Annotated in this window: 16 protein-coding genes; 14 read left to right on the plus strand and 2 right to left on the minus strand. The window is 71.8% G+C overall.

The genetic code is table 11. From position 1 onward, the window contains the following. Window positions 1–2 precede the first annotated feature (2 nt). From ABD52_RS02320 to ABD52_RS02335, 4 genes are all read left to right on the plus strand, one after another. A complete protein-coding gene (locus ABD52_RS02320) occupies window positions 3–881 on the plus strand; it encodes an alpha/beta fold hydrolase (protein ID WP_047890604.1) in 879 nt (292 codons plus the stop codon). Window positions 882–1137: 256 nt separating this feature from the next. Then, window positions 1138–1899, plus strand: a complete 762-nt coding sequence (locus tag ABD52_RS02325; protein WP_047890605.1) for an ABC transporter ATP-binding protein — start codon at window positions 1138–1140, stop codon at window positions 1897–1899. Further along, a complete protein-coding gene (locus tag ABD52_RS02330; protein WP_047890606.1) occupies window positions 1896–3494 on the plus strand; it encodes a hypothetical protein in 1599 nt (532 codons plus the stop codon). The genes ABD52_RS02325 and ABD52_RS02330 overlap by 4 nt, the downstream gene beginning before the upstream one ends. A gap of 655 nt (window positions 3495–4149) precedes the next feature. Then, window positions 4150–4713: a dihydrofolate reductase family protein gene (locus tag ABD52_RS02335; protein WP_047890607.1), complete on the plus strand. Its 564-nt coding sequence runs from the start codon at window positions 4150–4152 to the stop codon at window positions 4711–4713. 1029 nt (window positions 4714–5742) lie between these two features. Here ABD52_RS02335 and ABD52_RS02340 read toward each other — a convergent pair. Beyond that, window positions 5743–6762: an NAD(P)-binding domain-containing protein gene (locus ABD52_RS02340; protein ID WP_047890608.1), complete on the minus strand. Its 1020-nt coding sequence runs from the start codon at window positions 6760–6762 to the stop codon at window positions 5743–5745. A gap of 601 nt (window positions 6763–7363) precedes the next feature. Between ABD52_RS02340 and ABD52_RS02345 the strand changes: the two genes are divergently transcribed. From ABD52_RS02345 to ABD52_RS02375, 7 genes are all read left to right on the plus strand, one after another. After that, entirely contained in the window at window positions 7364–8359 is a 996-nt protein-coding gene (locus ABD52_RS02345) for a polyprenyl synthetase family protein (protein WP_200905152.1), read from the plus strand. 109 nt (window positions 8360–8468) lie between these two features. Continuing rightward, a complete protein-coding gene (locus tag ABD52_RS02350) occupies window positions 8469–9245 on the plus strand; it encodes a class I fructose-bisphosphate aldolase (RefSeq protein WP_047890610.1) in 777 nt (258 codons plus the stop codon). Window positions 9246–9279: 34 nt separating this feature from the next. Further along, a complete protein-coding gene (locus ABD52_RS02355) occupies window positions 9280–10386 on the plus strand; it encodes a 3-dehydroquinate synthase II (RefSeq protein WP_053065262.1) in 1107 nt (368 codons plus the stop codon). Continuing rightward, a complete protein-coding gene (locus ABD52_RS02360) occupies window positions 10376–11329 on the plus strand; it encodes a UbiA family prenyltransferase (protein WP_082171176.1) in 954 nt (317 codons plus the stop codon). Before ABD52_RS02355 ends, ABD52_RS02360 begins: the two co-directional genes overlap by 11 nt. Window positions 11330–11375: 46 nt before the next feature. Further along, window positions 11376–12992 (plus strand): class I adenylate-forming enzyme family protein, encoded by a 1617-nt coding sequence (locus tag ABD52_RS02365; RefSeq protein ID WP_047890612.1) that lies wholly within the window; start codon window positions 11376–11378, stop codon window positions 12990–12992. A gap of 41 nt (window positions 12993–13033) precedes the next feature. Continuing rightward, window positions 13034–13804, plus strand: a complete 771-nt coding sequence (locus tag ABD52_RS02370) for a hypothetical protein (RefSeq protein ID WP_053065263.1) — start codon at window positions 13034–13036, stop codon at window positions 13802–13804. A gap of 64 nt (window positions 13805–13868) precedes the next feature. Next, window positions 13869–16106, plus strand: a complete 2238-nt coding sequence (locus ABD52_RS02375; RefSeq protein ID WP_053065264.1) for an MMPL family transporter — start codon at window positions 13869–13871, stop codon at window positions 16104–16106. Window positions 16107–16222: 116 nt separating this feature from the next. Here the strand turns inward: ABD52_RS02375 and ABD52_RS02380 are convergent, their stop codons facing one another. Further along, window positions 16223–16468 carry a hypothetical protein gene (locus tag ABD52_RS02380; RefSeq protein ID WP_152748170.1) on the minus strand — a complete coding sequence of 82 codons (246 nt, stop codon included), beginning with the start codon at window positions 16466–16468 and terminating at the stop codon, window positions 16223–16225. 602 nt (window positions 16469–17070) lie between these two features. Here ABD52_RS02380 and ABD52_RS37315 point away from each other — a divergent pair. From ABD52_RS37315 to ABD52_RS02395, 3 genes are read left to right on the plus strand one after another with little or no spacing between them, the layout of a single operon-like run. After that, entirely contained in the window at window positions 17071–17559 is a 489-nt protein-coding gene (locus ABD52_RS37315; protein ID WP_053065266.1) for a hypothetical protein, read from the plus strand. After that, on the plus strand, window positions 17556–18032 hold the full coding sequence (locus tag ABD52_RS02390) for a flavodoxin domain-containing protein (RefSeq protein ID WP_047890613.1): 477 nt from the start codon (window positions 17556–17558) through the stop codon (window positions 18030–18032). The genes ABD52_RS37315 and ABD52_RS02390 overlap by 4 nt, the downstream gene beginning before the upstream one ends. A gap of 41 nt (window positions 18033–18073) precedes the next feature. Further along, a complete protein-coding gene (locus ABD52_RS02395; RefSeq protein ID WP_053065267.1) occupies window positions 18074–24811 on the plus strand; it encodes a type I polyketide synthase in 6738 nt (2245 codons plus the stop codon).

The raw sequence follows: 24811 nt of genomic DNA on the forward strand, positions 1-24811 counted from the left end.
ACATGACTGAGGTGAACATCTGGAGTGAAGAGTTCGGCGCCGTCACAGATGCGCCGATCCTGTTGATCATGGGGTCGATGTCGCAGGGCGTCCTGTGGCCGGACGAGTTCGTCGGCCGCCTTGTCGCCGGAGGTCGCCGGGTGATCCGGTACGACCACCGTGACACCGGCATGTCGGGCACGGTCGACTTCGCGGCACAGCCGTACACGTGGAACGACATCAAGAACGACGTGTACCGCGTGCTGGACGCCCACGGCCTGGAGAGCGCCCACCTGGTCTGCCACTCGGCCGGCGGGCTGCTCGGCCAGTTCGTCGCGGTGGAGCAGCCGGAGCGGGTGCGCTCACTGACCGTCATCGCCTCCTCGCCGCTCGGCGGCGGCGAAGGTCAGGTGATCCTGCGGGCTCTGTTGGGGCAGCCGCAGCCCGAGGACAGCCTGCCCGAGCCGACGCCGGAGTTCGTGGCCTTCTACCGGGCGCTGATGACCGCCGCACCGCCCGAGGACCGGCGTACCCAGATCAACAGCATGATCGCCGAACAGCGCGTGCTGCACGGCACCGGGCTGCCGTTCGACGAGGACGCGGCGCGCCGGCTACAGGAACGAATCTATGACCGGGCCCGCGACCTGACGGCGGTGGCCAACCACCGGCTGGCTGCTGCGGCCAGCCTGGACTTCGAGCCGGTGGGCGTGCTGCACCAACTGAAGGCGCCCACGCTGGTCATCGAGGGCAGCCACGAGCCGGTCAAGCCGGGTCACGGCGCGATCATCGCCGAGCAGATCCCGGGAGCGCGGCTGATGATCACGGCGGGAATGGGGCATACGCTTCCGCCGGAGGTGCACGAGGAACTGGCCGTCGCCATCCTCACGCACACCGCCGAGTGATAGCTCATCCGACTGCACAGAACGGTGAACTAATCGTGTGGTGGCGGAGCCGGACGAACGTCGCTCTGCTGTAGCAGCGGGCGACTGCTGGCGTGGCGTCACTTGGATGGCCGCTCGGCGGCCAGCGCATTTCGTTGTGTACGCGCTGCCACGGCAACCCGCTTCGACGTCCTGTCGCATGGACGAGATCCGCGGCCTGATCGACGAATAGTGCGGCCGAATCGACCGGTCTGCCGTTCCTTGCCGGAAAGAGACGATGCAAGTGTTCGATTCCACCGTCCCAGCCGTTGAGGTAACTGACCTCACCCAGCGTTTCGGCGCTGTACTCGCCGTCGACCGGGTCAGCTTGAGCATCCCAGCGGGAATGTGCTACGGCATCGTCGGCCCGAACGGGGCCGGCAAGACCACCACGCTGACGGCCATGTGCGGGTTGCGGGAGCCGACCTCCGGCACGATCAGGATCGCCGGTCATGATCTGCGAACCGATCGGCAAGCCGCGCTCGCCCAGCTCGGAATCATGATGGACGGGCTGTCGCTACCCGAACGGCTGACCGCCACCGAGGTGCTGCGGTACAGCGCCGGGCTGCGTGGGCTGGATGACAGTTGGCGGGTCCGCGCCGAGGATCTGCTGGAGATCCTGGGACTCGACGCCACTCCACGCACGCTGATCGTGGAGTATTCCACCGGCATGCGCAAAAAGATCAACTTTGCGTTGGCGATGCTGCACCGGCCCCGGGTACTGATCCTCGATGAACCGTTCGAGGCGATCGACCCGGTCTCGGCCCGCTCCATCGAACAGGTGCTCGCACAGTACGTCGCCGCCGGTGGCACGGTGGTCATGTCGAGCCACATCATGGACTTCGTCGAACGTAACTGCCGCCGGGTGGCGTTGGTGGCCGGTGGCCGGGTGGTGGTCGAGGGGCCGGTGGACGAGGTGGCAGCGAACGGGACGCTCAACGAACGTTTCGTCGAGCTGGTCGGCGCCGGTCCGGTCCGCCCGTTGAGGTGGCTGACATGACTCGCGCCCTGTTCGCGCTGAAGCTGCGCCTGTTCCGCAACGGCCCGCACAACGAGCGCGGATTCAGCCTGGTCACCGGTATGGCCCTGGCCGCGTTGGTGGTCGTCGGCGCAGCGGTGGCCAACCGCGGACTGCTCCACGAAGGCTGGATCGCCGTGGCGCTCACCGGATGGGGAGGCATGTGGCTGTTCGGCCCTCTGACCCAGCCACGCCACGATCCGTCGGTCATCTCGCGCGACTGGTTGCGCGGCTATCCACTGCGGCCATGGCGCGCGGCTCGGGCTCTGTCCTGGACCGAGTTGCTGGGCGTCGGCCCGCTGGTCACGCTGACCTGTCTGTCGTCCCTGGTCGTGCTTGCCGCACCGGGCGGCCTGAGGGCGGCCACGATCGGCGCGGTGGCGATGGTGGCACAGCTGTACCTGCTGGTCTGGGCGGGCAAGACGGTGGCGGTGATCGCGGCCTGGCTGTTGCAGACCCGGGCCGGGATGAGGCTGGCCGCCACCCAGACCGCCGTCATGCTCGCGCTGTCGTTCGCTGGCTGGGTGCCGATCGCGGCCTGGTTGCTGCCCCGCCTCGGTCAGAGCGACACCACCCTGGTCCTCCCCACCTTCGGGCAGCTACCCGCGCCGATCATCGACGTGCTCGCCCTCCTGCCCACGGGATGGGGATACGGCGCCGCGATCGCCGCCCGTGACAACGCCGGGACGGAAGCGGTCGTCGTGCCGCTGATGGCCCTCCTGACCCTGGGTCCACTGCTGCACATGGGGTGGACCACGCTGACAGCGCGGGCCCTACGCCGCCCACCTCGCCTCGTGACGCCGCGACGCCCTCACGCACCGGGTCATGGGCTGTCGCTTCCGTTCACGACGCCGCAGGTGTCCGCTGTGGTCTCGCGAGAGCTGGCCACCTGGTCGCGGGATCCCGCGCGCGGTGTGGAACTGCGTAGTGCCTGGCTGACCCCGCTGTTGATGGCGCTCATCATCGGGGTCTCCGACTGGAGTTGGGCGCTGCCTCTCGTGGGTTCCGCGGCGGCGGTGTTCGGCGCGATGGTCGCGGTCAACACCTACGCCCTGGACGGCACGGCCCTGTGGCAGCTGCTCACCACACCGGGCGCCCTTCAGGCTGACGTACGCGGCCGGATGGCGGCATGGTTCTTGTTATTCGGCGTACCGTCGATCGTGCTGGCGGCCGTGTTGTGGGCCGTGACCCGCTCTCCGCTGGGCGTCGTCGCCATCAGCGGCGCCATCGCCGCAGCCGCAGTGGCCTGCGCCGTGGCACCGCTGATCGCGCTCCTGATGCCGGCTGTCGGCACCGATGCCCGCGATCGCCGCTACCCTGGACAACGAGCAGGCGATCCGACCGGTGGACAAATGACGATCTTCCCCGTGGTCCTGCTGGGCGCCATTCTCCCCGGCATCATCGGCGCCACCACCGGGGGTCACTTGTGGACGCCGGTGCTCGGGGCCATCCTGCTAGCCGCGGTCAGCCTCTCCCTGACCCCCACCCTCACCGCGCGTCTGCTGCAGCGGCGAGGCGCCAGCCTGCTCGACGTAATGGTCTCCAGCGACGCTGCCCTGTTGCACCGCCCTGCCTGACGGCGAGGCGAAGCTTACTGCGGCGGAGCCGGCGTACGGGTCCGGGTACAGAGTCGGGTACGCCAGTTGTGCAAGAGGTCGGGGCGCGAAGCGTTCGGGGCGCTGCGATGGCGGTCGGTCCGAAGACTCACGTCTGCTACTCACGATGGGTAATCGATGGAGGTGAACTGGCGCCCGGGTCGCGGCCATGAGAGCCGGCTGAACTTGTCTGGGTTGGTGTCGACCGGAGGTGTCGGATTCGGGCAGGGGTGTTCGTAGTCACTGTAAGGGGCAGCGTACGAGGGTGCTGTCGTGGTCACAGGAAGTGATGGGTGATGCATCCGTGCGTCAAGGTCTGCTGGATGTTCGATTTCGTCTGCCCATTGCCGCCGTGATCTTCTCCGAGGTGCCGAACGCGGCTGGGACGGCTACTTCGCGGGCCGGACCGTGCTGCTGGGGCTGGTACCGGTGCAGGTGATGCACGCGGTCTTCGTCAACGTGCGGGTGGCCGATCGACGTTGCCACCTGGGCGGCGGTCAGCGCGCCGACCGCGGGCCGGGCTCTGTGTGCCGGCTCGGGGCGCTCGCTGGCCGGAGGAGCCGGTGGCCCGGCCTCAGGTGTTGACCACGCTGATGAGTGTCCGGGCTGTTGCGGTTGATCATCGAGAGGTGGGGGCATGGCAAAGCTGATTTATGTGAATAACGTTTCCCTTGACGGCTACATGGAGGACGAACGCGGCGCGTTCGCCTGGTTGCCGATGGACGACGAGGTATTCGTTGTCTACACCGATCTCCTGCGGTCCGTGGGCATGTTCCTCTACGGGCGGCGGCTGTACGAGGCGATGGCCGTCTGGGAGACCGACGCCGCTCTGGCCGGGCAGTCCGACCTCATGGCCGACTTCGCAAGCGCCTGGCAGGCAGCGAGAAAGGTCGTGTACTCCACGACGCTCGCCGCGGTGTCAACCGCTGACACCCGACTCGAACGCCGCTTCGACCCCGCCGAAGTACACGAACTGAAGGCCGCGGCCAGCAGCGATCTCACCGTTGGAGGTGCAAACCTCGCGGCGCAGGCTCTTGAGGCCGGGCTGGTCGACGAGTGTCAGCTGTTCGTCTGGCCCGTGGTCGTCGGCGGGGGTAAGCCGGGCCTGCCGACCGGCATGCGCGTCGACCTTGAACTCCTCGATGAGCGCCGATTCCGAAACGGCGTCGTGCACCTCCGCTACCGCCCTCTCGGGCAGTGAACGACGGCCCTGTCCGAGCGCCAGCGCTTGCATGACGGCGCAGCGCTGAGGGGCTGATCCGACCGGATGAGGTCGACCATCACAACTCCGGTCGCGTCACGTCGCAGTGTGCGGAGGCGTCCAACACCACGTAGAACGAGGTCTTCTCAGGGATCTTGTTCTTCACGGAGCTTCGTCGTGGTGCAGTGTGTCATGCCTGCCGCCGGGATGGCGGTTGCTGGTGTATCGATCGAGCAGGCGTGTGATGACCTGCTCAATTGCTGGTCGGAGTGTCGGATGGCCGGTCGTCGCAGGGGCGGGACCATCCGGTCCTCGCGCTCGCGGCGGCGGTGGCGGGCTGGGTGAGCTACCCCCGCTTTGATGGAGTTCCATCAAAGCGGGGGGGGGAACTCGGAAGGGTGTGTGTCGCCGTCCCGTCCGAGCCCGCGTGAGGGGGTGTCCAGGATGCGTTCCTTCCCGTCGCACGGGATCGCCCCGGTGCTCGCGATTGCCTCATTTGTCCTGCTCGCCGATGTTCGTCGGGCCGCAGCGCTCCGGCCGCCGCCGACCCGGGCACCGGCTCGGCCGCCAGCGCCGCCACGCCCGACGCTATGAAGGACGTCGCGGAGCCGACGAACTGCGTGGACGGACGCGCCGCCGAGAACGGCCAGCAGGTCTTGGTTAGGGCGGGACCATTGGCGTCGAATCGTCCGTTCTGGCGACAGGGCCAGGGTACGAAGTTCTGGGGCGCGTCGGACCGGCGGCAGCCGCCTGCGGCGGCCTCGATCATCGCTGTCTCCCTGTCCAGCCGAGGCGATGTCGTTCGCGTCGAAAGAACTCCGCTCGAGACCGCGGAAGTGCCGAACGCCGCGCTCTTCTTTCTTGGGCTGATCCGTCTCCCCGAACCGGGAGCCTGGCGAATCACCGTGGACATTGGCCCGGATCGAGCCTGTGAACTGACAGAGGCCGGTCCGGTGGCCTCGATTTCGAGACGGGCCGGCCTGACAAGGAGCATCGGCCACCTCTTCCCGTCGGCTGTCGGATCACCGGTCACGCCGTCGGCTTCTGCCTGCCCAGATCGGTGAAGATCCGGGCGGACGCGGCTGCCTGTTTGCGGGCGCAACTCATCGATGCGCCCCCACAGCCGTCGCCGTCGTAGTTCAGGGCGACGATGCGACCGAGTGGGGAGAGACGCATGCCCTTGGTCCTGCCCCGGCCCGGAGCGGGGAAGTCGAGGCCGACCGGTGACGCGTACCCGGTCGCGGCGATGATGTGGTCGTATTTCTCGACGCTCCCGTCGGAGAACTCCACTCGCTCCCCGTCGACCTGGAGGACGCGGGTCGGCATGATCGTGCAGCGGGTCGGGACCGTGGCGGGACTCTTGGTGATGACGAACCCGCGAGGAGCGTCCCCTCTCGTCGAGTAGCGGACGCACGTCCCCAGCATGGCGAGGGGAGAGAGCCGGGAGATCAGCCGCACCCTGCGCCCGGTACACCACGACAGCCGCACGTCGGGCCGCTGCTCGATGATCTCCTCGCAGACCTCGACACCGCTCTGGCCACCGCCGATGACGAGTGCCGACTGGTGTGGCCGAATGCGCGACAGGTCCTGGAGGGTGGAGGCGTGGTAGCAGTTGTCCCCCGTCCAGTTGGTGGGGAGGCGCGGCGTGCCGTAGTGGCCCGTCGCGACGACGACGAACGCGTACGGCGTCTCGCCGTGCGGGCTGGTCACATCCACGTGTGAGTCATGCTCCACGACCTGGCCGACCCGGGTGCGGAAAAGCCGCCGCTGGAGGTCGGCGCGTTCGTCGGACCAGGACTTCAGGAGATCGCGGAACTCCTGGACCGTCACGCTCGGTTTCGTCCTGAACTCGGGGGCGATGCACCATCCCGGATTGACCAGCTCGGTGCTCTCGCGGGTCTTGCCCCACGGCATGGGCTGCCAGATCCCACCCGGTTCGGGGTCCGACGAGTACCAGTCCACGACGTTTCCCCGGCGCGTGAGCTCGCGGACGGCCAGGATGCCGAAGAGGCCGCTTCCGATGACGGCGCAGATGCTGTCCGTTGCCATGCGATCGAACTTCCTTCCGGGAACTGTAGTCCACATGCGACGGTTCAACCATTTCGATGATCGGCCCCCGCGCCAAGGGCCCCTGGATGTGACTATTCGGGCCGTTGGCCTCCTTGCCGCCCCGGCATCGATCGGCAGTCGCCGCCCGGGACCACGCCGCTGCCGTCGCGCCCCGCCGCTGCGCGCCGGCGACGGTGCGACGAAAAGCCGTCGGCGGCGGGGGACCATCGGTCAGGAAGCGCTCCCCCGAACGGACTTTCTCGTCCCGTTCTGGATCATGTCGTGCACGTTGCGCACTGAATCGATGACCGTGTGTGCGTACCGCGATGCACAGGGAAGATGAGCGCCCCGTAGTCGCACACCTGCGCTCCGCGACCGGGCAGCCGCCGGGGATCGATGGTTGACACTGCCGACGGGCATCGAAAAAGTTGAGCCGGCTCAGTTCCGTCGCCGATGTCGCCGCTCGGCTCCCGAACGGGTCCTGAACGTACGAACCGGTCGAACGGTTGCCGTGCCACGGGGGGAAGATGTGACGACGACGAATGCCGGACCCGCTCCGGGCGCCACGGCCGCCTCTCCGCGACAGCTCCGCGAGGAGTTGGTGAAGCTGGTGGATGAGCAGTTGTACGCGTTCCTCCGCGCCGAGCGGGGACGATGCTCGCCGGAGACTCCCCGGAGCGCGGAACTGGTGGACGTCGTGGCCCACATGGTGGCTGCCGGCGGCAAGCGGATCCGGCCCGCGTTCTGCGTCAGCGGACATCTGGCCGCCGGAGGCGAGCCCGGCGACGAGCGCGTGCTCGCCGCGGCCGGTGCACTGGAACTGCTGCACGCCTGCGCCCTGATCCACGACGACATCATGGACGGGGCGACGCGCCGTCGCGGGAGTCCCACCGTCCATCACCGGCACGCCGACGTGCACCGGCGGCTCGGCTGGACGGGTGACGCGCACCGGTACGGCGAGAACGTCGCCATCCTGGCCGGCGACCTGGCCCTGGTCTACGCCGACCAGTTCATCGCCCCGGCGTCGCCGGTCGTCGGCCCGCTGTGGGCACAGCTCAGGTCCGAGCTGATCGTGGGTCAGTTCGCCGACATCGTCGCGGGCGCCGAGTTCGCCGTCGATCTCGACCTGGCCCGGTCCATCGCCGTGGCGAAGTCCGGCCGTTACACGATCCACCGGCCGCTCGAAATGGGCGCCGTGATCGCCGGCCGGCCGGACCTCGCCGCGGCGTTCGCGGCCTACGGGACCGCCGTCGGTGAGGCGTTCCAGCTCCGTGACGACCTCATGGACGTCTTCGGCGACTCCTCGGTGACCGGCAAGCCGCACGGACTGGACTTGGAACAGCACAAGATGACGCTCCTGATCGCCCTGGCCGTGGAGCGCGACCCGGGCATCCGCGATCTGCTCACCGCGGATCCCGGCGACGCCTGCCGGCTGCTCCGCCGGCTGGCGGAGACCGGGGTACGCGCCCGGATGGAGGAGGAGATCGACCGGCTCGTCGAGCAGGGCTGCCGCGCCATCGCCGACGCCCCGCTCGCCGACGGCTGGCGCGAGGAGCTCACCGAGATGGCCCACCTCGTCGCCTACCGGGAACGCTGACCGGCTGCCCGCCTGCGGTGCCGGCCCCCTGACGGGGCGCCGGCGCCCCGCCAGGGGGTGGCCGTCCGCTCGACCGACCCGAGACAACACCTGCGAAGGGAGAACAGAGATGGTGAGCGGTAAGCAGCGTCGCTTGGCCCGCCTGCTCGGAGACGACGGCAGAACACTCCTGGTCGCCGTCGATCACACAGTGACGATGGGGACCGTGGGCGGTCTGTCGGACATGGGGAGGGTGCTCCGGGCCGTCGTCGCCGGCGGCGCGGACGGCGTCGTCACCCACCGGGGCACCGCCGCGCACGAGATGCCGGTGCAGCGGGGTACGGCCCTGATCGTCCACCTCTCCGGCAACACCGACCTGAGCCCCGGATCCGAGGTCAAGACCCGCGTGTGTGAGCCGGAGGCCGCCCTGGCGCTCGGGGCCGACGCGGTGTCCGCCCACGTGACGCTCGGCTGCGGCAGCCCGGAGGACCGGGCGGCACTGGCGAACCTCGGCGATCTCGCCTCGTCCTGCGACCGGCTCGGACTTCCGCTGATGGTGATGACGTACGTGCGGACGACGCCGGACCGGCACGGCCGGGCCGTCGTCCACGCCGCCCGGGTCGCCGCCGATCTCGGTGCCGACCTGGTCAAGACGGCCCACCCGGGCGCGGAGCACGTCAGCGACCTGGCCGGCTCGATCCCGGTGCCCGTCGTGGTCGCCGGTGGCGAGGCGGCGGGTACCTGGGACGACTTCCTCCACTCGGCGAAGAACGCGATGGGGGTCGGGCTGGCCGGCCTGTGCGTGGGCCGGTGGGTCTTCGGCAGCACCGACCCGGCGCGCGCGGTAGCCGAGTTGCAGGCGGTCGTGCACGGCGAGGAGCAGGCGCCGACCGGCGCCGAGGCATGACGGGAATGTCGTTTCGACGGGGAGGACGCATCTGATGGAAGCCGAACTGTGGGCGGACGTCAGCCGACTGAGCGCGGGCGCCACGCCGGCTGCCCTGGCCCACGTACGCACGTCGGCGGTGACGACGGTGCTGGCCCGGCTCGACCAGCTCGCCGACTGGAAGCCGGTGGAACGGACGACGCTCGCCTGCCTGGCGCTGCGGCCCGATGAGCTGGACCTCGGTGACAGCCCGGTCGACCTGGTGGTGGCCGGCACACCGGAGATCCTGCAGGCGTTGCGGCCGACCGTCGGCGGCCGCCGGCTGGGAGTGCGGTGCGAGATCGCCGACGGCGCCGGCATGGACGCCGCGGCCGCGCTGTGCGGTTCCGTGGACGTTCTCGTCGCCGCGTTCGTCGACGACACCAACATCCCGCTCGAACTGCTCCTGGCCCGGGCGCAGGGCACGCGTACCCGGGTGCTGAAGGAACTGGTCAGCAGCGCGGAGGCCGCCACCGTGGTGGGGGTGCTGGAGAGCGGCCCGGCCGGCATCGTGGTCCGGGGAGACCAGCTCGGCGATCTCGACCGGGTCGGCGAGGTGCTGCGGGCACGGCGGGAGACACGCCGCGACATGGTCGCACTCGAGGTGATCCGGGCCGATCCCGTGGGCATGGGGCACCGCGGCTGCATCGACACCGCGACGCTGTTCGGCGAGGACGAAGGCATGGTGGTCGGCTCCACCTCGTCGGGCGGCGTGCTGGTGTGTGCCGAGGTCCACCACCTGCCGTACATGAACCTGCGGCCGTTCCGCGTCAACGCCGGTGCGGTGCACTCGTACGTCTTCGGCGCCGACGAGACCGCGTACATCACGGACCTGCGGGCCGGTGAGCCGGCGTACGCGGTGTCGGCCGACGGCCGGTTCCGCGAGGTCCTGGTCGGCCGGGTGAAGGTGGAACTGCGACCCTTGCGGCTCATCGAGGCCCGGCACGGGGACACCGTCGTCAACGTGCTGCTCCAGGACGACTGGCACGTGCGGGTGATGGGCGCGGAGGGCCGGCCGCTCAACCTCACCGAGGTCCGGCCCGGCACGCAGCTGCTGGGAACGGTCTGCCGGCCGGGGCGCCACGTCGGCATCAAGGTCGAGGAACAGATCGATGAGTTCTGACCTGTCGGTGCCCGGGCGGGTCCGGTCGCCGTGGCAGGTCGCCGTGGGGCTGGCCCGGATCTCCAAGATCTCGGTCTACCTGCACTTCTTCCCGTGGGCGCTGGCCGCCCTGTCGCTCAGCCCGGCGGCGCTGGACCGCCCGGGCGCGATCCCGGCGTTGGTGCTGTTCCTGCTGGCGTCGGCCGGTCTCGTCGCGGCGACCGCGACAGTGGACGACATCGTGGGGTACCGCAACGGCAGCGACGCGGCGAACTACACCCGGCCGGGCTTCCGGCGGGACATCCGCCGCAAACCGCTGCTCAGCGGAGCGGTCACGACGCGCCAGGCGGTCGTCTTCGCGGTGCTGGCGGAGGCGTTCGCGGTGGTCACCGGCATCGCCGGCTTCGCCGTCCTGCACTGGGACGTGCCGCTGTCGGCGGTGGTCGTGTTCGCCCTCGTGACAGTGCTCGGGCCGCAGTACTCCGGCGGGCTGCGGTTCAGCTACCACCTCGGGGGAGCGGAACTGCTGCTGGGCGTCGGGACGCTCGGTGGTCTGCTGTTCCCGTACCTCGCGATCGAGGGCCGCTGGACGTGGCACGCGGCACTCCAGGGCGCGCTCATGGGCCTGTGGCTCGTCATGCTCGTCTCGTGCTCCAACGTGGGCGATCGCGACGGCGACGCCCGGGTGGGCCGGCGCACCCTTCCCGTCGTCGCCGCCATGTCGACGGTGAAGCTCGCGCTTGTCGCGTACCTCATGTCGTCCGTGCTCGTCATCGGGATGTTCGCCCTGGTCAGCACGGAGCCGTGGTGGGCGGCAGCGGCGCTCGCGCCGGCCACGGCGCTGCACGTCGCGCAGATCCACTTCGCGGTGCACGACCGCTGGCAGAGCGCACGGGTCGCCGCGTTCGTGGCGTACGACCTCGGCTTCCTCGGACTGGTGGCGGTGGACCTGCTCGCGCGTTGACCCCCCGGCCCCGCCGTTCCCCGCCCGCCGTCGAAGGACCACCGACATGGCACTGCTCCGACCCTCGCCCTATCACATCGGGCGTCTGTTCCACTGGCACGCCGAACGCCGCCGGCAGACGGTCGTCCACCTCGACCGGCCGCTGGACGTCGTCCCGGACGGCGGCACGGTCTACGACGGCGCGGCGCTGGCCGGCACGGTCACGCTGCTCGCCGACTGTCTGTACGCGGCCGGACTGCGCGCCGGCGACCGGGTCGTGGTGGCCAAGGACAACCACTTCGACATGCCGCTGCTGGCCGCCGCCGCCGCCCGGCTCGGTGCGCTGCCGGTCATGATCGCGCCGATCGCGTCGGTGGAGACGGTGCGGGCCCTGATCGGCCGGGCCCAGCCCACGCTGCTGGTCGCCGGAACCCGGCTGCTCGCGTCCGCCGGGGAGGCGGGCGTCGCGCTCGTCCCTGCCGGGGTCCGCACCATCGCCGTCGGCGCGCCGGTCGGCGACCTGCCCGCCGGTACGCTGACGCTCGGCGACCTGCGCGGCGGCGCTCCGGCCCCGGTGCGTATCGGGGGCGCCGACGAGCCGATGATCTCGACGCACACGTCCGGCACCACGGGCGTGCCGAAGCTGGTGCTGCACAGCGCGAACACGGCGATCGGCCGGTTTCCCGCCCGGATGGAACGGTGCTTCATCCCGTTCCTGACCACCCGGCACAGTGACGTGACGGCGGCCGCCGTCTCGTTCGCGCACATCCGGGTGATGGCGTGGACGGCCTCCCAGCTCAAGATGGCCCCGCGCGGACTGGTGGCCATCTCCGACCCGGGCCTGCCGGTCGTCGAGCGGATGCTCGCCGAGCACCGGCCGACCACGCTGGAGGCCATGCCGAACATGTTCCAGCGGTGGGAGGTGCTGGCCGAGCGGCGCCCCGAGCTGTTCGGCCGGGTACGCCTGTTCGTGAGCACCTTCGACGCGGTGCATCCCCGGACGCTGCGCATGATGCTCAACGCCTCCGGGCGCCGGTTCCCGGTGTGGGGCTGGGGACTGGGCCAGTCGGAGGTCACCGGCATCACCGTCAACCTCTTCACCCGCCGTACCGTGCGCCCGGGCGCACCTGCCGACCGGAGCACCACCGGCTGGCCGGCCGCAGGCGTCCGGATCCGTGTCGTCGACCCGGTGACCGGTCGCCGGCAGCCCCGCGGCCGGCGGGGACTGCTGCTGATCGCCACCCGGGCCCGGTGCCTGACGTACCTGGGTGAGGACGACAGGTACCGAGCCAAGCTGGACGGCCGGTGGTGGAACACCGGGGACCTCGCCGAGCGCGTCGCCTTCGGACGGATCCGCCTGCTCGACCGCGAGGTCGACATGCTGCCCGGTCACAGCTGCCTGGAGCTGGAGAGCATCCTGCTGGACCGGCTGCCGAACGCCACCGACGTGACGGTCCTGGCGCTTCCGGGTGGCCCGCCGGTGCCCGTCCTCTGCATGCGGGACGACCGGCTCGACGCGCGGGAGTGGCGCGAGGCCGGCCGGGGCCTGCCCGAGATGGCCGCCCCCCGGCTGGTGCCGTGGGACGAGGTACCACGGACGGCGACCTGGAAGGTCCGCCGGCTGGCACTGCAGGAGCAGGTCCTCGGCACCAGCCGGACGCCCGGCACCGGCCGGTGGACCTGAGGCGTCAACTCTCGACCCCCTTTTCAGGAACGGAGGTTCCGATGGACTGGCTTCCCCCGGCTCTCGTCGATCTGCCCCGCGTGGCGCCGTCCGTGTCCGCGCCGGCGGACTTCCGCAACGGATGGTTCTGGGCGATCGTGGCGGGAATCGCGGTGTTCTGGATACTCGCCTACGGCCTGTCGATCCAGCGTGCCTTCGTCGACAAGGCCGTCGGCATCCCGGTCGTCATCGTGGCGATCAACTTCGCCTGGGAGTTCGTGCACTCGTTCGTCATCGACCAGGAGCCGGCGCAACGACCGGCCAACTTCGTCTGGTTCTTCGTCGACATCGTCATCGTCACGCAGGTGGTGAGGTACGGGCACCGGGACTTCCCCCGGTTGTCCCGGCGGCTGTTCCGGCGGCTGTTCTTCGGCCTGGTGGCGATCGCCGCGGTGCAGCTCTTCCTCATGGCGCGCGAGTTCAGGGACATCCTCGGCATGTACAGCGGCTGTGCGCTCAACGTCGGCATGAGCGCGGCCTTCATCGTGATGCTGGTCAAGAGGCGCTCGTCGGCCGGCCAGTCGGTGTACGCGGCGATCTGCAAGATGGTGGGGTCGCAGCTCGCCGGGCTGAACGTCCTGATCCTCTTCCCGGACCGTTACCTGGTGCTGTCCTGGTTCGTCATGATGTTGGTGCTCGACATCGTCTACGTCCGCATGCTCTACCGGCAGATCCGGGCCGAGGGGCAGTCGCCCTGGAACCTCAACCGGCCGCCGGTGGGCGTGCCGGCCGCGCCGGTGCCGGCGCCGCGCGAACGGACCGTGGCCGCCTGATGCCGGGGCGCGGCCCCGGTGAGCCCGTCGGATGTCCGACCCGTCCCGTCGAAGGAGTGGACACATGCTGGAGAAGCTGGCCCAACTGACGCTACGGCGCAGCCGGACGGTCCTGGCGCTGTTCGTGGTGCTGGCCGTCGTCGGCGGCGTGGCGAGCGCGACGCTGTTCGACAAGCTGACCGCCGGCGGGTTGGCCGACCCGGGCGCCGAGTCCGGACGGGCGGCGCAGGTGCTGGAGGCGGCCGGGCAGGGCCCGCCCAACCTCACGCTGGTGGTGAGCGCGCCGTCGGGCGTGGACAGCGCCGCGGCGGTCAGCGCCGGCACCGCGCTCAGCAACCGGCTGGCCGCCGAGCCGCACGTCACGAACGTCACCTCGTACTGGACCGCCGGGCGGCCGCCGCAGTTGCGCGGCCACGACGGCGACAAGGCGTTGATCGGCGCGAGCGTCTCGGGAGACGAGACGACAGTGAACCGGATTCTCGACGAACTGGTGCCCCGGTACGAGGGATCGCACGACGGCCTCGACGTCCGGGTGGGCGGCTCGGCGATGTTCTGGAAGGAGACGACCGAGCAGAGCCAGAAGGACGGCACCAAGGGCGAGGCGATCGCGTTCCCGGTGGTGATGGTCGTCCTGGTGATCGTGTTCGGTTCGCTCGTGGCCGCACTCGTGCCGCTGAGTGTGGCGTTCCTGACCATGCTGCTCGGCATGGGCGTGCTGTGGCTGGTCGCCTCGGCGACCGACGTCTCCGTCTTCGCGGTCAGCGTCGTCACGCTGCTGGGTCTGGGACTGGCCATCGACTACAGCCTGCTGATGGTCAGCCGGTACCGGGAGGAACTCGCCCTGGGCCGGGACATGGCCGGAGCGCTGCGGACGACGATGACGACGGCCGGCCGTACGGTCGTCTTCTCCGCCGTCACGATCGTGCTGGTCCTGTCGGGCCTGCTGCTCATCCCGCTGGCGGCCGTACGCAGTCTGGCACTCGGCGCCGTGGTCACCGCCGTGTTGTCCGCCGCCGGCTCGCTCACCGCCCTGCCGGCCCTGCTGGTCGTCCTCGGCCCGCGCATCGAGCGCGGACGGGTGCTGCGCCGGCGGCGGCCGGCCCGCGATGCGGATCCCGAGTCCGGATTCTGGCACCGCCTGGCGACCTTCGTCATGCGCCGCCCGGTCCCGGTCGCGACGGTGGTCGTCGTGTTGTTACTCCTGCTCGGTACGCCGTTTCTGAACATCAGGCTGGGCATGCCGGACGAGCGCTCCATGCCGGAGTCGTCGCAGGCACGCCAGGTGACCACCCTCATCAGGCAGAACTTCGACGGCGCCGAGCTGAACGCCCTTCAGGTCGTCGCGCCCCGCGCCGACCCGGCGCCGGCCGAACTCGGCGCGTACGCCGCCCGGTTGTCCCGGCTGCCCGACGTCGGCCGCGTCGACACCAGCACCGGCAGCTACGTCGGCGGCGCGCTGCGGGTGCCCGCGCAGGAGGCACACCGCCGCTTCGCCCTCGGCGACGGCGTCTACCTGTCGGTGGTGCCGGAGACGGCGGACCCGGACGACGCCCTGCGTCTCGTCCGCGACGTGCGGGGTGCGCCCGCGCCGTTCCCGACCCTGGTGGGCGGGACGGCGGCGGTGAGCGTCGACACCACCGACGTGCTCATCGCCCGGTTGCCGTACGTGCTGGGCCTGGTCGCGGTCGCCATGGTGGTGCTGCTGTTCCTCCTGACCGGCAGCGTCCTGCTGCCCTTCCTCGCGCTGCTGCTCAGCGCGCTCAGCCTGACGGCCACGTTCGGCGCACTCGTCTGGATCTTCCAGGACGGCAACCTGACCGGGCTGCTCGGTGGCTTCACCGTCACCGGCACCATCGCGTCGACGATCCCGGTGATGCTGTTCGCCCTGTCCTACGGGCTCGCCATGGACTACCAGGTGTTCATGCTCTCCCGCATCCGCGAGGAGTACGAGCGGACCGGCTCCGGCACCGCCGCGGTGGCGATCGGGCTCGAACGCATCGGGCGCATGGTCACGGCGGCGGCCGTCCTCATCTCGATCGTCTTCCTGGCGTTCACCGTCTCCGGCATCACCTACATCAAGGCGTACGGCGTGGGCCTGCCGCTGGCCGTGCTCGTGGACGCGACACTGATCCGCGGTGCGCTCCTGCCGGCCCTGATGCGCCTGGGCGGGCGGGCCACCTGGTGGGCTCCCGGTCCGCTGCGGCGTCTGCACGACCGGTTCGGGCTGCGGGAGGCACCCGGACCCGTGCCGCCGACGCTCACCACGTCGGGCGGGGCCGCGGCCGCGACCGGGCAGACCTGAGCCGTCCGGCGAGGTTCGTGAGCAGACGCCGGCCGTTGGCGTGCCGAGGTCTGCCCCCACCCGCCGGGGTGCCGCGGGCCGGGTGGGGCCGCGGGACCCCGGCGGGTGGTCGTCCGTCACCCGCCGGGGCGGTCGTCCCGTTCCAGCGACCGCACCTGGGCCAGCAGGTCGAGATGACGGTAGATGAAGGTGCGGTGCACCCGGGCGATACGTGCGACACCGCTGATGCTGGTGTCACCGCCGTGGGCGGCGACGTGCCGGAGTGCGTCGAGGACGCGTTGCCGGCGGCGCACCGAGTCGGCCTGCCGGGCGGCCGCCAGGGCGGCGGCGTTCTCCCGAGCCGGTGTGCGCGGGCCCTTCATCACGGCCGTCCGACGTTGGCGGCGGGCGACCATGGTCGATTGCGTGTCATGGTGACCTTCCTCAAGACGCGGATCGATGGCTGCGCGTCCAGGATTTCGCACGGTGCCGCGCCATCGCAGGGCCCATCGGTCCACTGTCGAGGGTCTTTCGGCAGGTGGTACCGGCATGCCGGAAGGCAATGGCCGTTCCGCGTGGCCGGATCATCCGTCACGGTCGGCGGGCCTCGGACGTTGGGGTGACGCAGATCGTCTTCTCGGTCAGGACGATATCCGCTGAGCGGGCGGATTCCGGTGAGAGATGACCTTGTTGTGCACGTTGCGCACGCGATTCGTGGTGCTCCGATGACAATGCGTACGAGCAGCGCGGATGAACGATGAGCACTCGACTCGCTACCTGCCGTAGCGACCCCGGCGGCGATCCGGCTGCGTTGACACCGCCTTTCGGGCGTCCGACAGTCACACCACCGGGGATGCAACTGGCATCCGAGGACGCCGGTCCACTGTGGACCACGGGGTTGAGGTGTCCCGGACTCACGGTCGTCGACCGTGAGCGGCTGCCGTCGCTCCCGTCGCTGCTCACCCCCTCGCTGGCAGAAGGTGCGATGGACGCGCTCGATGAGGTGCTCCGGCACGCCCACGTCTGGAACAGCTGGCTCGTCCTGGTCACCGGCTGCGCCGCCCTGGGCGGGCTGATCGTGTCGGCCCGGCGCGGCACGCGCCGGGGGAGCCGGATGCTCGGCGCGTTCGTGGGCGCCGTGCACCTGCAGGTCGTCCTGGGCGTCGCGCTCGGGCTGCTGCTGACCGCCACCGGTGACGAGTTCTTCGCCGGCGACGGCGCGAAGGCCGGCTGGCACGCCGGCCTCGGGGTGGCGGCGGCCGTGTCGGCCACCGCCGCGATCCGGCTGCGCCGACGGCCCGGCCGGGCCTGGCCGGCCGTGCTCGCGGCCGCGACGGCACTGGTCGCGCCGCAGCCGGCACGCCTGCCCCTGATCGTCCTGGGCGTTCTCGCCGCCGTCGGCGCCGCCGCACTGATCGAGCGGCGTCCGCCGCGCGTCCCGCAACCGATGTCACCCAGCCAGGAGTCGAGATGAACGTCCTGATCGTCACCGAGTCGTGCTTCGGCAACACGTCCCGGGTCGCCGACGCGGTGGCCGCCGGCCTGCGGTCCACGGGGGCCGAGGTCACCGTCGCGGAGGCCGCCGCCGCGCCCGCGCTCGACGGCGTGGACCTGCTGCTGGTCGGCGCGCCCACGCACAACATGGGTCTCCCCGGGCCGGCGTCGCGCCGGCAGGCCGCGATGAAGGGCGGCAGCCCGGCCGCCACCGGCGTGACGGAGTGGCTGGACCGGCTGCCCACCGGGTTCGCCGGCCGCGCCGCCACCTTCGACACCGTCACCGGGACCGGATTCTTCTCCGGCTCCGCCGCCAAGGGCATCCAGAAGCGGCTCCGCCGGCAGCGGGTGGACGTGGTCGCCCGGGCGAGCTTCGTCGTCACGGCGACCGAGGGCCCGCTGGCCGACGGCGAACTGGACCGAGCCCGCCTGTGGGGCGCCGGCCTGGCCTGACCGGGGCGGCCCGGTAGACCCTGCGAGAACTGGAGTGTGTGATGGCAGCATCCGCGGACGAGACCCTCGTCGACCGCTTCCATACCGTCCTGCAGCGCCGTTCGGACGTGCCCTGCTACCGGTTCCTCGTCGACGGCGAGGGTCCGGCGCAGATCCTCACCGGCGCCGCCCTCGACCGCCGCGCCCGCGCCACCGCGGTCGCGTTGCGCCAGCGTACGGCGGAGGGGGACCGGGCGCTGATCCTCTGCCCGCCCGGGCTCGACTACGTGGTGGCGTTCTTCGGCTGCCTCTACGCGGGCGTGGTGCCGGTCCCGGCCTACCCGCCGGACCCGGGCCTGCTCGCCCGGATGCTGCCCCGTCTGGCCGGTGTGCTCCGGGACGCCGCTCCGGCGGTCGTTCTCGCCCCGGCCGCGGACGCCGGGCTCGCCGGGCACCTCGCGGCCCTCGCCCCGGAGGCCGGCGCGCTGCCGTGGATCGCGGTGGACGACGTGGACGACGCGACGGCGGGGGAGTGGCGGCGTCCCGGGGTGCGGGGCGACGACCTGGCCCTGCTGCAGTACACGTCCGGTTCCACCGGAAGCCCCAAGGGCGTGATGCTCAGCCACGCCAACCTGCTCGCCAACCTGGCCGCCATCGACGACCGGTTCTTCGACCCCGACGAGCCGGATCCGAGCTGCGTGATCTGGCTGCCGCCCTACCACGACATGGGTCTCATCGGCGGGCTGCTGGAGCCGGCCTACCGCGGGTATCCGGTGACCTTCATGTCGCCCCTGGCCTTCCTGAAGCGGCCCGTCCGGTGGCTGCGCGCCGTCGCCGACCAGCGGGCCACCCACGCCGGCGGACCCAACTTCGCCTTCGACCTGTGCGTCGCGAAGATCCCCGAGTCCGAGCGCGCCGAGCTCGACCTCAGCAACTGGCAGGTCGCCTTCTCCGGTGCCGAGCCGGTCCGGGCCGCGACGCTCGACCGGTTCGCCGACGCGTTCGCGATCAGCGGTTTCCGCCGCACCGCGCTCTACCCCTGCTACGGGATGGCCGAGGCGTCGCTGCTGATCGCCGGTGGCACGCGGGCGTCCGAGCCGTCGCTGCTGCGGGTGCGGGCCGACACGCTGCAACGCGACCGCGTCGAACCGGCCGAGCCCGGCGACGCCGCCCGCACCCTGGTCGGCTGCGGCCCGGTCATCAGCGGGCACCAGCTCGTGGTCGCCGCCCCGGACGAGCGGACGCCGTTGCCGGAGCGCCACGTCGGCGAGATCTGGGTGGCCGGACCGAGTGTGGCGCGCGGCTTCTGGGGCCGCCCGGAGGAGACGGCCGAACGGCTCGGCGCCCAGCTCGCCGACGGTACCGGCCCGTTCCTGCGTACCGGTGACCTCGGCTTTCTCGACGGCGACCAGCTCTACGTGACCGGCCGGATCAAGGACCTCGTGATCATCGCGGGCCGGAACCACTACCCGCAGGACATCGAGCGCACCGTGGAGGAGGCCCACCCGGCGCTGCGCCGCAGCGCCGGGATCGCCTTCTCGGTGGATGCCGGCGACGAGGAGCGGCTCGTCGTGCTCCAAGCGATCAACGGGAGTGCCGCCCACCTCGACACCGGTGAGGTCTTCGCCGCCGTACGCGCCGCGGTCGCCGCGGATCACGGCCTTCAGGTCCACGACATCGTGCTGGTCAGGGCGGGCGGCATCCCGAAGACGTCGAGCGGCAAGCTCCAGCGGTTCGCCGGCAAGCAGGCCTACCTGGCCGGCTCGCTGACCGTGGTGGCGCGGTCGTCCGCGGCGGCCGCCGGCCCCGCTCGGGAACCCGCGCCGGCCGAACGCCTGACCCGGCAACAGTGGGAGGAGCGGATCCTGCGGGAACTCGCGACCCGCCTGCACCTCGACCCCGGGTCGGTCGACCCGAAACGCCCGACAGCGACCTACGGCCTTCAGTCGGTGGACCTTCTCGGCCTGATCGGCGAACTGGAGCAGTGGTCCGGCCGCGCGCTGCCGGCCACGCTCGCCTGGGAGTATCCGACGGTCGAAGCCCTGGCCGGGTTCCTGGCCGGCGACGGCGACGGGACCGCGGCTGCCGCGGGGCCGGCGTCCGCACCACCGCGTACGGAGGGTCCGGAACCCGTCGCGGTGATCGGGATCGGCTGCCGCTTCCCCGGCGGTGCCGACGGGCCGCAGGAGTACTGGCGGCTGCTCGCCGAGGGCCGCGACGCCGTGACCGAGGTACCCGGCGACCGCTGGCGGGCCGCGGACTTCGACGCCAGCCGGTGGGGCGGATTCCTGACCGGTGGCGTCCAGGGCTTCGACCCCGCCTTCTTCGGCATCTCCCCGCGCGAAGCCGCCCGGATGGATCCGCAGCAGCGGCTGCTCGCCGAGGTCGCCTGGGAGGCGCTGGAGGACGCGGGCATCGTGCCGGAGCACCTCGCCGGCTCGCCCACCGGGGTCTTCATCGGCATCGCCACCAACGACTACGCACACCTGCAGTCGCGGCGGCTCGACCGGATCGATGCGCACACCGGGACGGGCAACGCCCTCAGCATCGCCGCGAACCGCCTCTCCTACCTCTTCGACCTGCGCGGGCCGAGCCTCGCCGTGGACACGGCCTGTTCGTCCTCGCTGGTCGCGGTGCAGCAGGCCTGCGCCAGTATCGCGCAGGGTGACTGCACCCTCGCCCTCGCCGGTGGGGTGAACCTCATCCTGTCCCCGGCGCTGGCGATCAACTTCACCCGGGCCGGCGCGATGGCCGCCGACGGGCGGTGCAAGCCGTTCGACTCGCGCGCCGACGGCTACGTCCGAGCCGAGGGCGCCGGTGTGGTGGTCCTGAAGCCGCTCTCCCAGGCGGTGCGCGACGGCGACGCGATCTACGCGGTCATCCGTGGCAGCGCGGTCAACCAGGACGGCCGGACCAACGGGCTGATGGCACCTAACCCGCACGCCCAGGAATCGGTCGTCCGGGCCGCGTACCTCCGGGCCGGTGTCGCGCCCGGCGACGTGCACTACGTCGAGACGCACGGTACCGGCACGCTGCTCGGCGATCCGATCGAGGCGAAGGCGCTCGCCGCCGTGGTCTCCGCGCGCCGTGACCCCGCGCGACCCTGCCTGATCGGGTCGGTGAAGTCGAACATCGGTCACCTGGAGGCCGCCGCCGGCATCGCCGGTCTGATCAAGGTCGCCCTGATGCTGCGCCATCGCCGCGTCCCGGCGAGCCTGCACTACCGCGAGCCGAACCCGCACGTCCCCTTCGAACAACTGCGGTTGCGGGTCGCGGACGCCGCGCAGCCGTGGCCGGCCGGTGACGGCCCGGCGCTGGCCGGTGTCAGCTCGTTCGGCTTCGGCGGCACCAACTGTCACCTGGTGCTCCAGGAGGCGCCGCCGACGGTGCCGGCCGAACGGACGGTCCCCGGCCGCACCCTGGTGCTCACCGTGTCGGCGGCCACCGACGCGGCGGTGCGTGAGCTGGCCGCCCGGCACGCGGCCCGGCTCGCGGAGCCCGGAGCCGAATCCACGGTGGCGGCGTACTGCGCGGCCGCGGCGGTCCGGCGTACCCATCACGCGCGGCGACTGGCCGCCGTGGGCGGATCGGCGGCCGAGCTGGGCGAGGCGCTCGCCGCCCACGCCCGCGGGGTCGACCACCCAGGTCTGGTCACCGGCCTCCGGCGGACCGGCCTCCGGCCCCGGCCGGTGTTCGTCTTCGCCGGGCAGGGCCCCCGCTGGTGGCCGCTGGCCGCCGAGCTGCTGGACAGCGAACCGGTCTTCCGGGACTCGCTGTACCGGTGCGACGCCGCGCTGCGCCAGCACGTCGACTGGTCACTCGTCGAGCAGCTCACCATGGCGCCGGAGCGGTCCCGGCTCGCCGACCCGGGCGTGGTGCAGCCGGCCACCTGCGCGCTGCAGATCGCACTCGCCAACCTGTGGCGGTCCTGGGGCGTCGAGCCGGCCGCTGTGGTCGGACACAGCGTCGGCGAGATCGCCGCCGCGCACGTCGCCGGCGCCCTCGACCTGGACGACGCCCTCCGGGTCGCCCTGCACCGCGGCCGGGTGATCCGCACGGTGATCGGGCGGGGCAAGATGGCCGTCGTCGGCGCGTCCTACGACGAGACCCGGAAGATCCTGGCCCGGCTCGGCGACGGCCTCGTTTCCGCGGCCGCCGAGAACGGCCCCACCTCGACTGTCATCTCCGGTGAGACCACGGCGGTGGAGCGGTTGGCCGGCCTCCTGGACGCCGAGGACGTCTTCTGCCGGATCCTGGAATCCGTCGACTACGCCTCGCACAGCCCGCAGATGGAGCCGCTCCAGCCCGTGCTGCGCGACGCGCTGGACGGCCTCACGCCGGGGCCGGCCGCCCGTACCCTGGTCTCCACCGTCACCGGCGAGCCGATCGAGGGGTCCGCCGTGGACGCCGGGTACTGGGCGACGAACCTGCGTCAGCCGGTGCTGCTCGATCGTGCCGTGGACCACCTGCTCGCGACCGGGCACGACACGTTCGTCGAGATTTCCGGCCACCCCATGCTCGTCGGCGCCCTCGCCGAGAAGCTCGACCTGCGCGACCAGCCCGGCACGGTGGTCGGCTCCCTGCACCGCGACCGGCCCGGCCGCGCCGCGCTGCTCGGCGAGCTGACCGCGCTCTACTGCGCCGGTCTGCCGGTCGACTGGGCCCGGCTGTACGGCGCGGTCCCGCCGGTGATGCCGCTGCCGTCCTACCCGTGGCAGCGGGAACGCTGCTGGGTGGACCAGGACGACGAGGTCCCGCCGGCCGACCGTGCGCTCTGGCAGGCGGTGGAGAGCGGTGACCTGGACGCGTTGCACGGCGTGCTGGGACTCGCCGGCACGGCCCAGCGCGCCGCCCTCGCCACCGTGCTGCCCGCCCTGGCCGCCTGGCGCCGGTCGGCCCACGGCCGCGACGCCGCCGAGTCCTGGCGCTACCGCGTCACGTGGGCGCCCCTGCCGGACGCCCGGGCCACGCCGCTGTCCGGCACCTGGCTGCTGGTGACTCCGGCTACCCCGGGCGGCGCCCACCTCGCCGCCGCGGTCCGCGCGGCACTCGCCGGCCAGAGCGCGACAGTCGTCGACGTGCCGGTCGTCGCCACGGACCGGGCGTCGCTCGCCGCGGCCCTGCGGCGGTCGCCTGAGCCGCCGAGCGGCGTGGTGTCTCTGCTCGCCGTCTCCGACGCGCCGCCGCCCGGCGGCGCCGCCCCGACCCTCGCCCTGGCACAGGCCATGGCCGACACGGCGACGAACGCTCCACTGTGGCTGATCACGCAGGGTGCCGTGTCGACCGGTCCGGCCGACCCGGTCGAGCATCCGGCCCAGGCGCTCGCCTGGGGACTGGGTCGGGTGATCGGCCTGGAGCACCCGCAACGGTGGGGCGGGCTGATCGACGTCGCCGGCCCTCTCGACGGGACCGCTGTGGAACGACTCGCCGTGGCACTGGGAGGTCCGGCCGACGAGGACCAGATGGCGGTGCGGCCGGCCGGGCTGTTCGTCCGCCGACTGGTGCGTTCGCCCGTCGACGAGCCGGCCTCGCCGGCCTACCGGCCCCGCGGGACGGTGCTCCTCACCGGTGGTACCGGCACGCTGGGCGCCGAGCTGGCCCGCCGGCTCGCTCGCGCCGGCGCCGAGCACCTGGTGCTCACCAGCCGGCGCGGTCCGGCCGCGCCGGGCGCCGCCGACCTCGAGACCGAGCTGATCGCGCTCGGCGCCCGGGTCACAGTGGCCGCCTGCGACGTGGCCGACCGGGCCCAACTCGCCACGCTGCTCGACCGGCTGTCCGCCGCCGGCGACCCGGTCCGCTCCGTGTTCCACGTCGCGGGCGACGTCTCGCTGGTGAAACCACTCACCGACACCACCGCCGCCGACCTGGAGCGCGTCGTCGCGGGCAAGGACGCCGGCGCACTGCACCTGCACGAACTGCTGACCGGCCCGCTCGACGCCTTCGTCCTGTTCTCCTCGATCACCGCGGTGTGGGGCAGCGGATACCAGAGCGCCTACTCGGCTGCGAACGCCTACCTGGACGCGCTCGCCGAACACCGCCACGCCCGGGGACTGCCGGCGCTGTCGGTGCAGTGGGGCCCGTGGGCGGCCGGTCAGGCCCATGACGCGCACGAGGACGAACTGGCGCGCCGCGGCCTGCGGCTGATGCCGGTCGAGCCGGCCCTGGCCGAGCTGGACCGGTCGCTCGGCGCGGACCGGCCCACGACTGTGGTGGCCGACGTGGACTGGTCCCTGTTCACCCCGGCCTACGCCATCGCCCGGCCCCGGCCCCTGCTGCGCGAACTGCCCGAGGCGCAGCAGGCCCTGCAGCCGGCCGAGTCGCCGCCGGCTTCGGCCGGGGAGCGCCGCGACGACCTGCGCCGGGCGCTGCTCGCGGTGGAGCCGGGCAGGCGCCGTCGCGACGTGCTCCTCCGCCGCTGCCGGGAGGAGGTCGGCCACGTGCTGAAGCAGGCCCCGCACCGGGTGGACACCACCGTCCCCCTCGCCCACATGGGCTTCGACTCACTGCTCTCGCTGGAGTTGCGCAGGCGACTGGAGGAGCTGGTCGGCGCCACGCTGCCGGCCACGCTCGCCTGGCGGTACCCCACAGTGGACGCGTTCGCGCCGTTCCTCGCAGAGCAGATGGGGATACCCCTGGACGCGGCGCCCGCCGACGACACCGTGCCACCCGTGCCACCCGCGGCGTCCGAGCCGGTCCTCGACGTCGAGGCGCTGAGCGACAGCGACGTCGAGGCGCTACTCCTGGAACGCCTCCAGTCCATCGAGGGGACCCGCAATGAAACCGCAGACGAAAGAGCCTGA

This window comes from Micromonospora sp. RV43 (genome assembly GCF_001029515.1).
Classification (GTDB): Bacteria; Actinomycetota; Actinomycetes; order Mycobacteriales; family Micromonosporaceae; genus Micromonospora; species Micromonospora aurantiaca.

Bases quoted from the DNA above. Each gene is read 5' to 3' on its own strand.
- ABD52_RS02330 (WP_047890606.1), top strand. From the start codon at position 1,896: ATGACTCGCGCCCTGTTCGCGCTGAAGCTGCGCCTGTTCCGCAACGGC.
- ABD52_RS02360 (WP_082171176.1), top strand. From the start codon at position 10,376: ATGAGTTCTGACCTGTCGGTGCCCGGGCGGGTCCGGTCGCCGTGGCAG.
- ABD52_RS02365 (WP_047890612.1), top strand. From the start codon at position 11,376: ATGGCACTGCTCCGACCCTCGCCCTATCACATCGGGCGTCTGTTCCAC.
- ABD52_RS02395 (WP_053065267.1), top strand. From the start codon at position 18,074: ATGGCAGCATCCGCGGACGAGACCCTCGTCGACCGCTTCCATACCGTC.
- ABD52_RS02340 (WP_047890608.1), bottom strand. From the start codon at position 6,762: ATGGCAACGGACAGCATCTGCGCCGTCATCGGAAGCGGCCTCTTCGGC.
- ABD52_RS02320 (WP_047890604.1), top strand. From the start codon at position 3: ATGACTGAGGTGAACATCTGGAGTGAAGAGTTCGGCGCCGTCACAGAT.
- ABD52_RS02370 (WP_053065263.1), top strand. From the start codon at position 13,034: ATGGACTGGCTTCCCCCGGCTCTCGTCGATCTGCCCCGCGTGGCGCCG.
- ABD52_RS02380 (WP_152748170.1), bottom strand. From the start codon at position 16,468: ATGAAGGGCCCGCGCACACCGGCTCGGGAGAACGCCGCCGCCCTGGCG.
- ABD52_RS02325 (WP_047890605.1), top strand. From the start codon at position 1,138: ATGCAAGTGTTCGATTCCACCGTCCCAGCCGTTGAGGTAACTGACCTC.
- ABD52_RS02350 (WP_047890610.1), top strand. From the start codon at position 8,469: ATGGTGAGCGGTAAGCAGCGTCGCTTGGCCCGCCTGCTCGGAGACGAC.
- ABD52_RS02335 (WP_047890607.1), top strand. From the start codon at position 4,150: ATGGCAAAGCTGATTTATGTGAATAACGTTTCCCTTGACGGCTACATG.
- ABD52_RS02375 (WP_053065264.1), top strand. From the start codon at position 13,869: ATGCTGGAGAAGCTGGCCCAACTGACGCTACGGCGCAGCCGGACGGTC.
- ABD52_RS37315 (WP_053065266.1), top strand. From the start codon at position 17,071: ATGGACGCGCTCGATGAGGTGCTCCGGCACGCCCACGTCTGGAACAGC.
- ABD52_RS02355 (WP_053065262.1), top strand. From the start codon at position 9,280: ATGGAAGCCGAACTGTGGGCGGACGTCAGCCGACTGAGCGCGGGCGCC.
- ABD52_RS02390 (WP_047890613.1), top strand. From the start codon at position 17,556: ATGAACGTCCTGATCGTCACCGAGTCGTGCTTCGGCAACACGTCCCGG.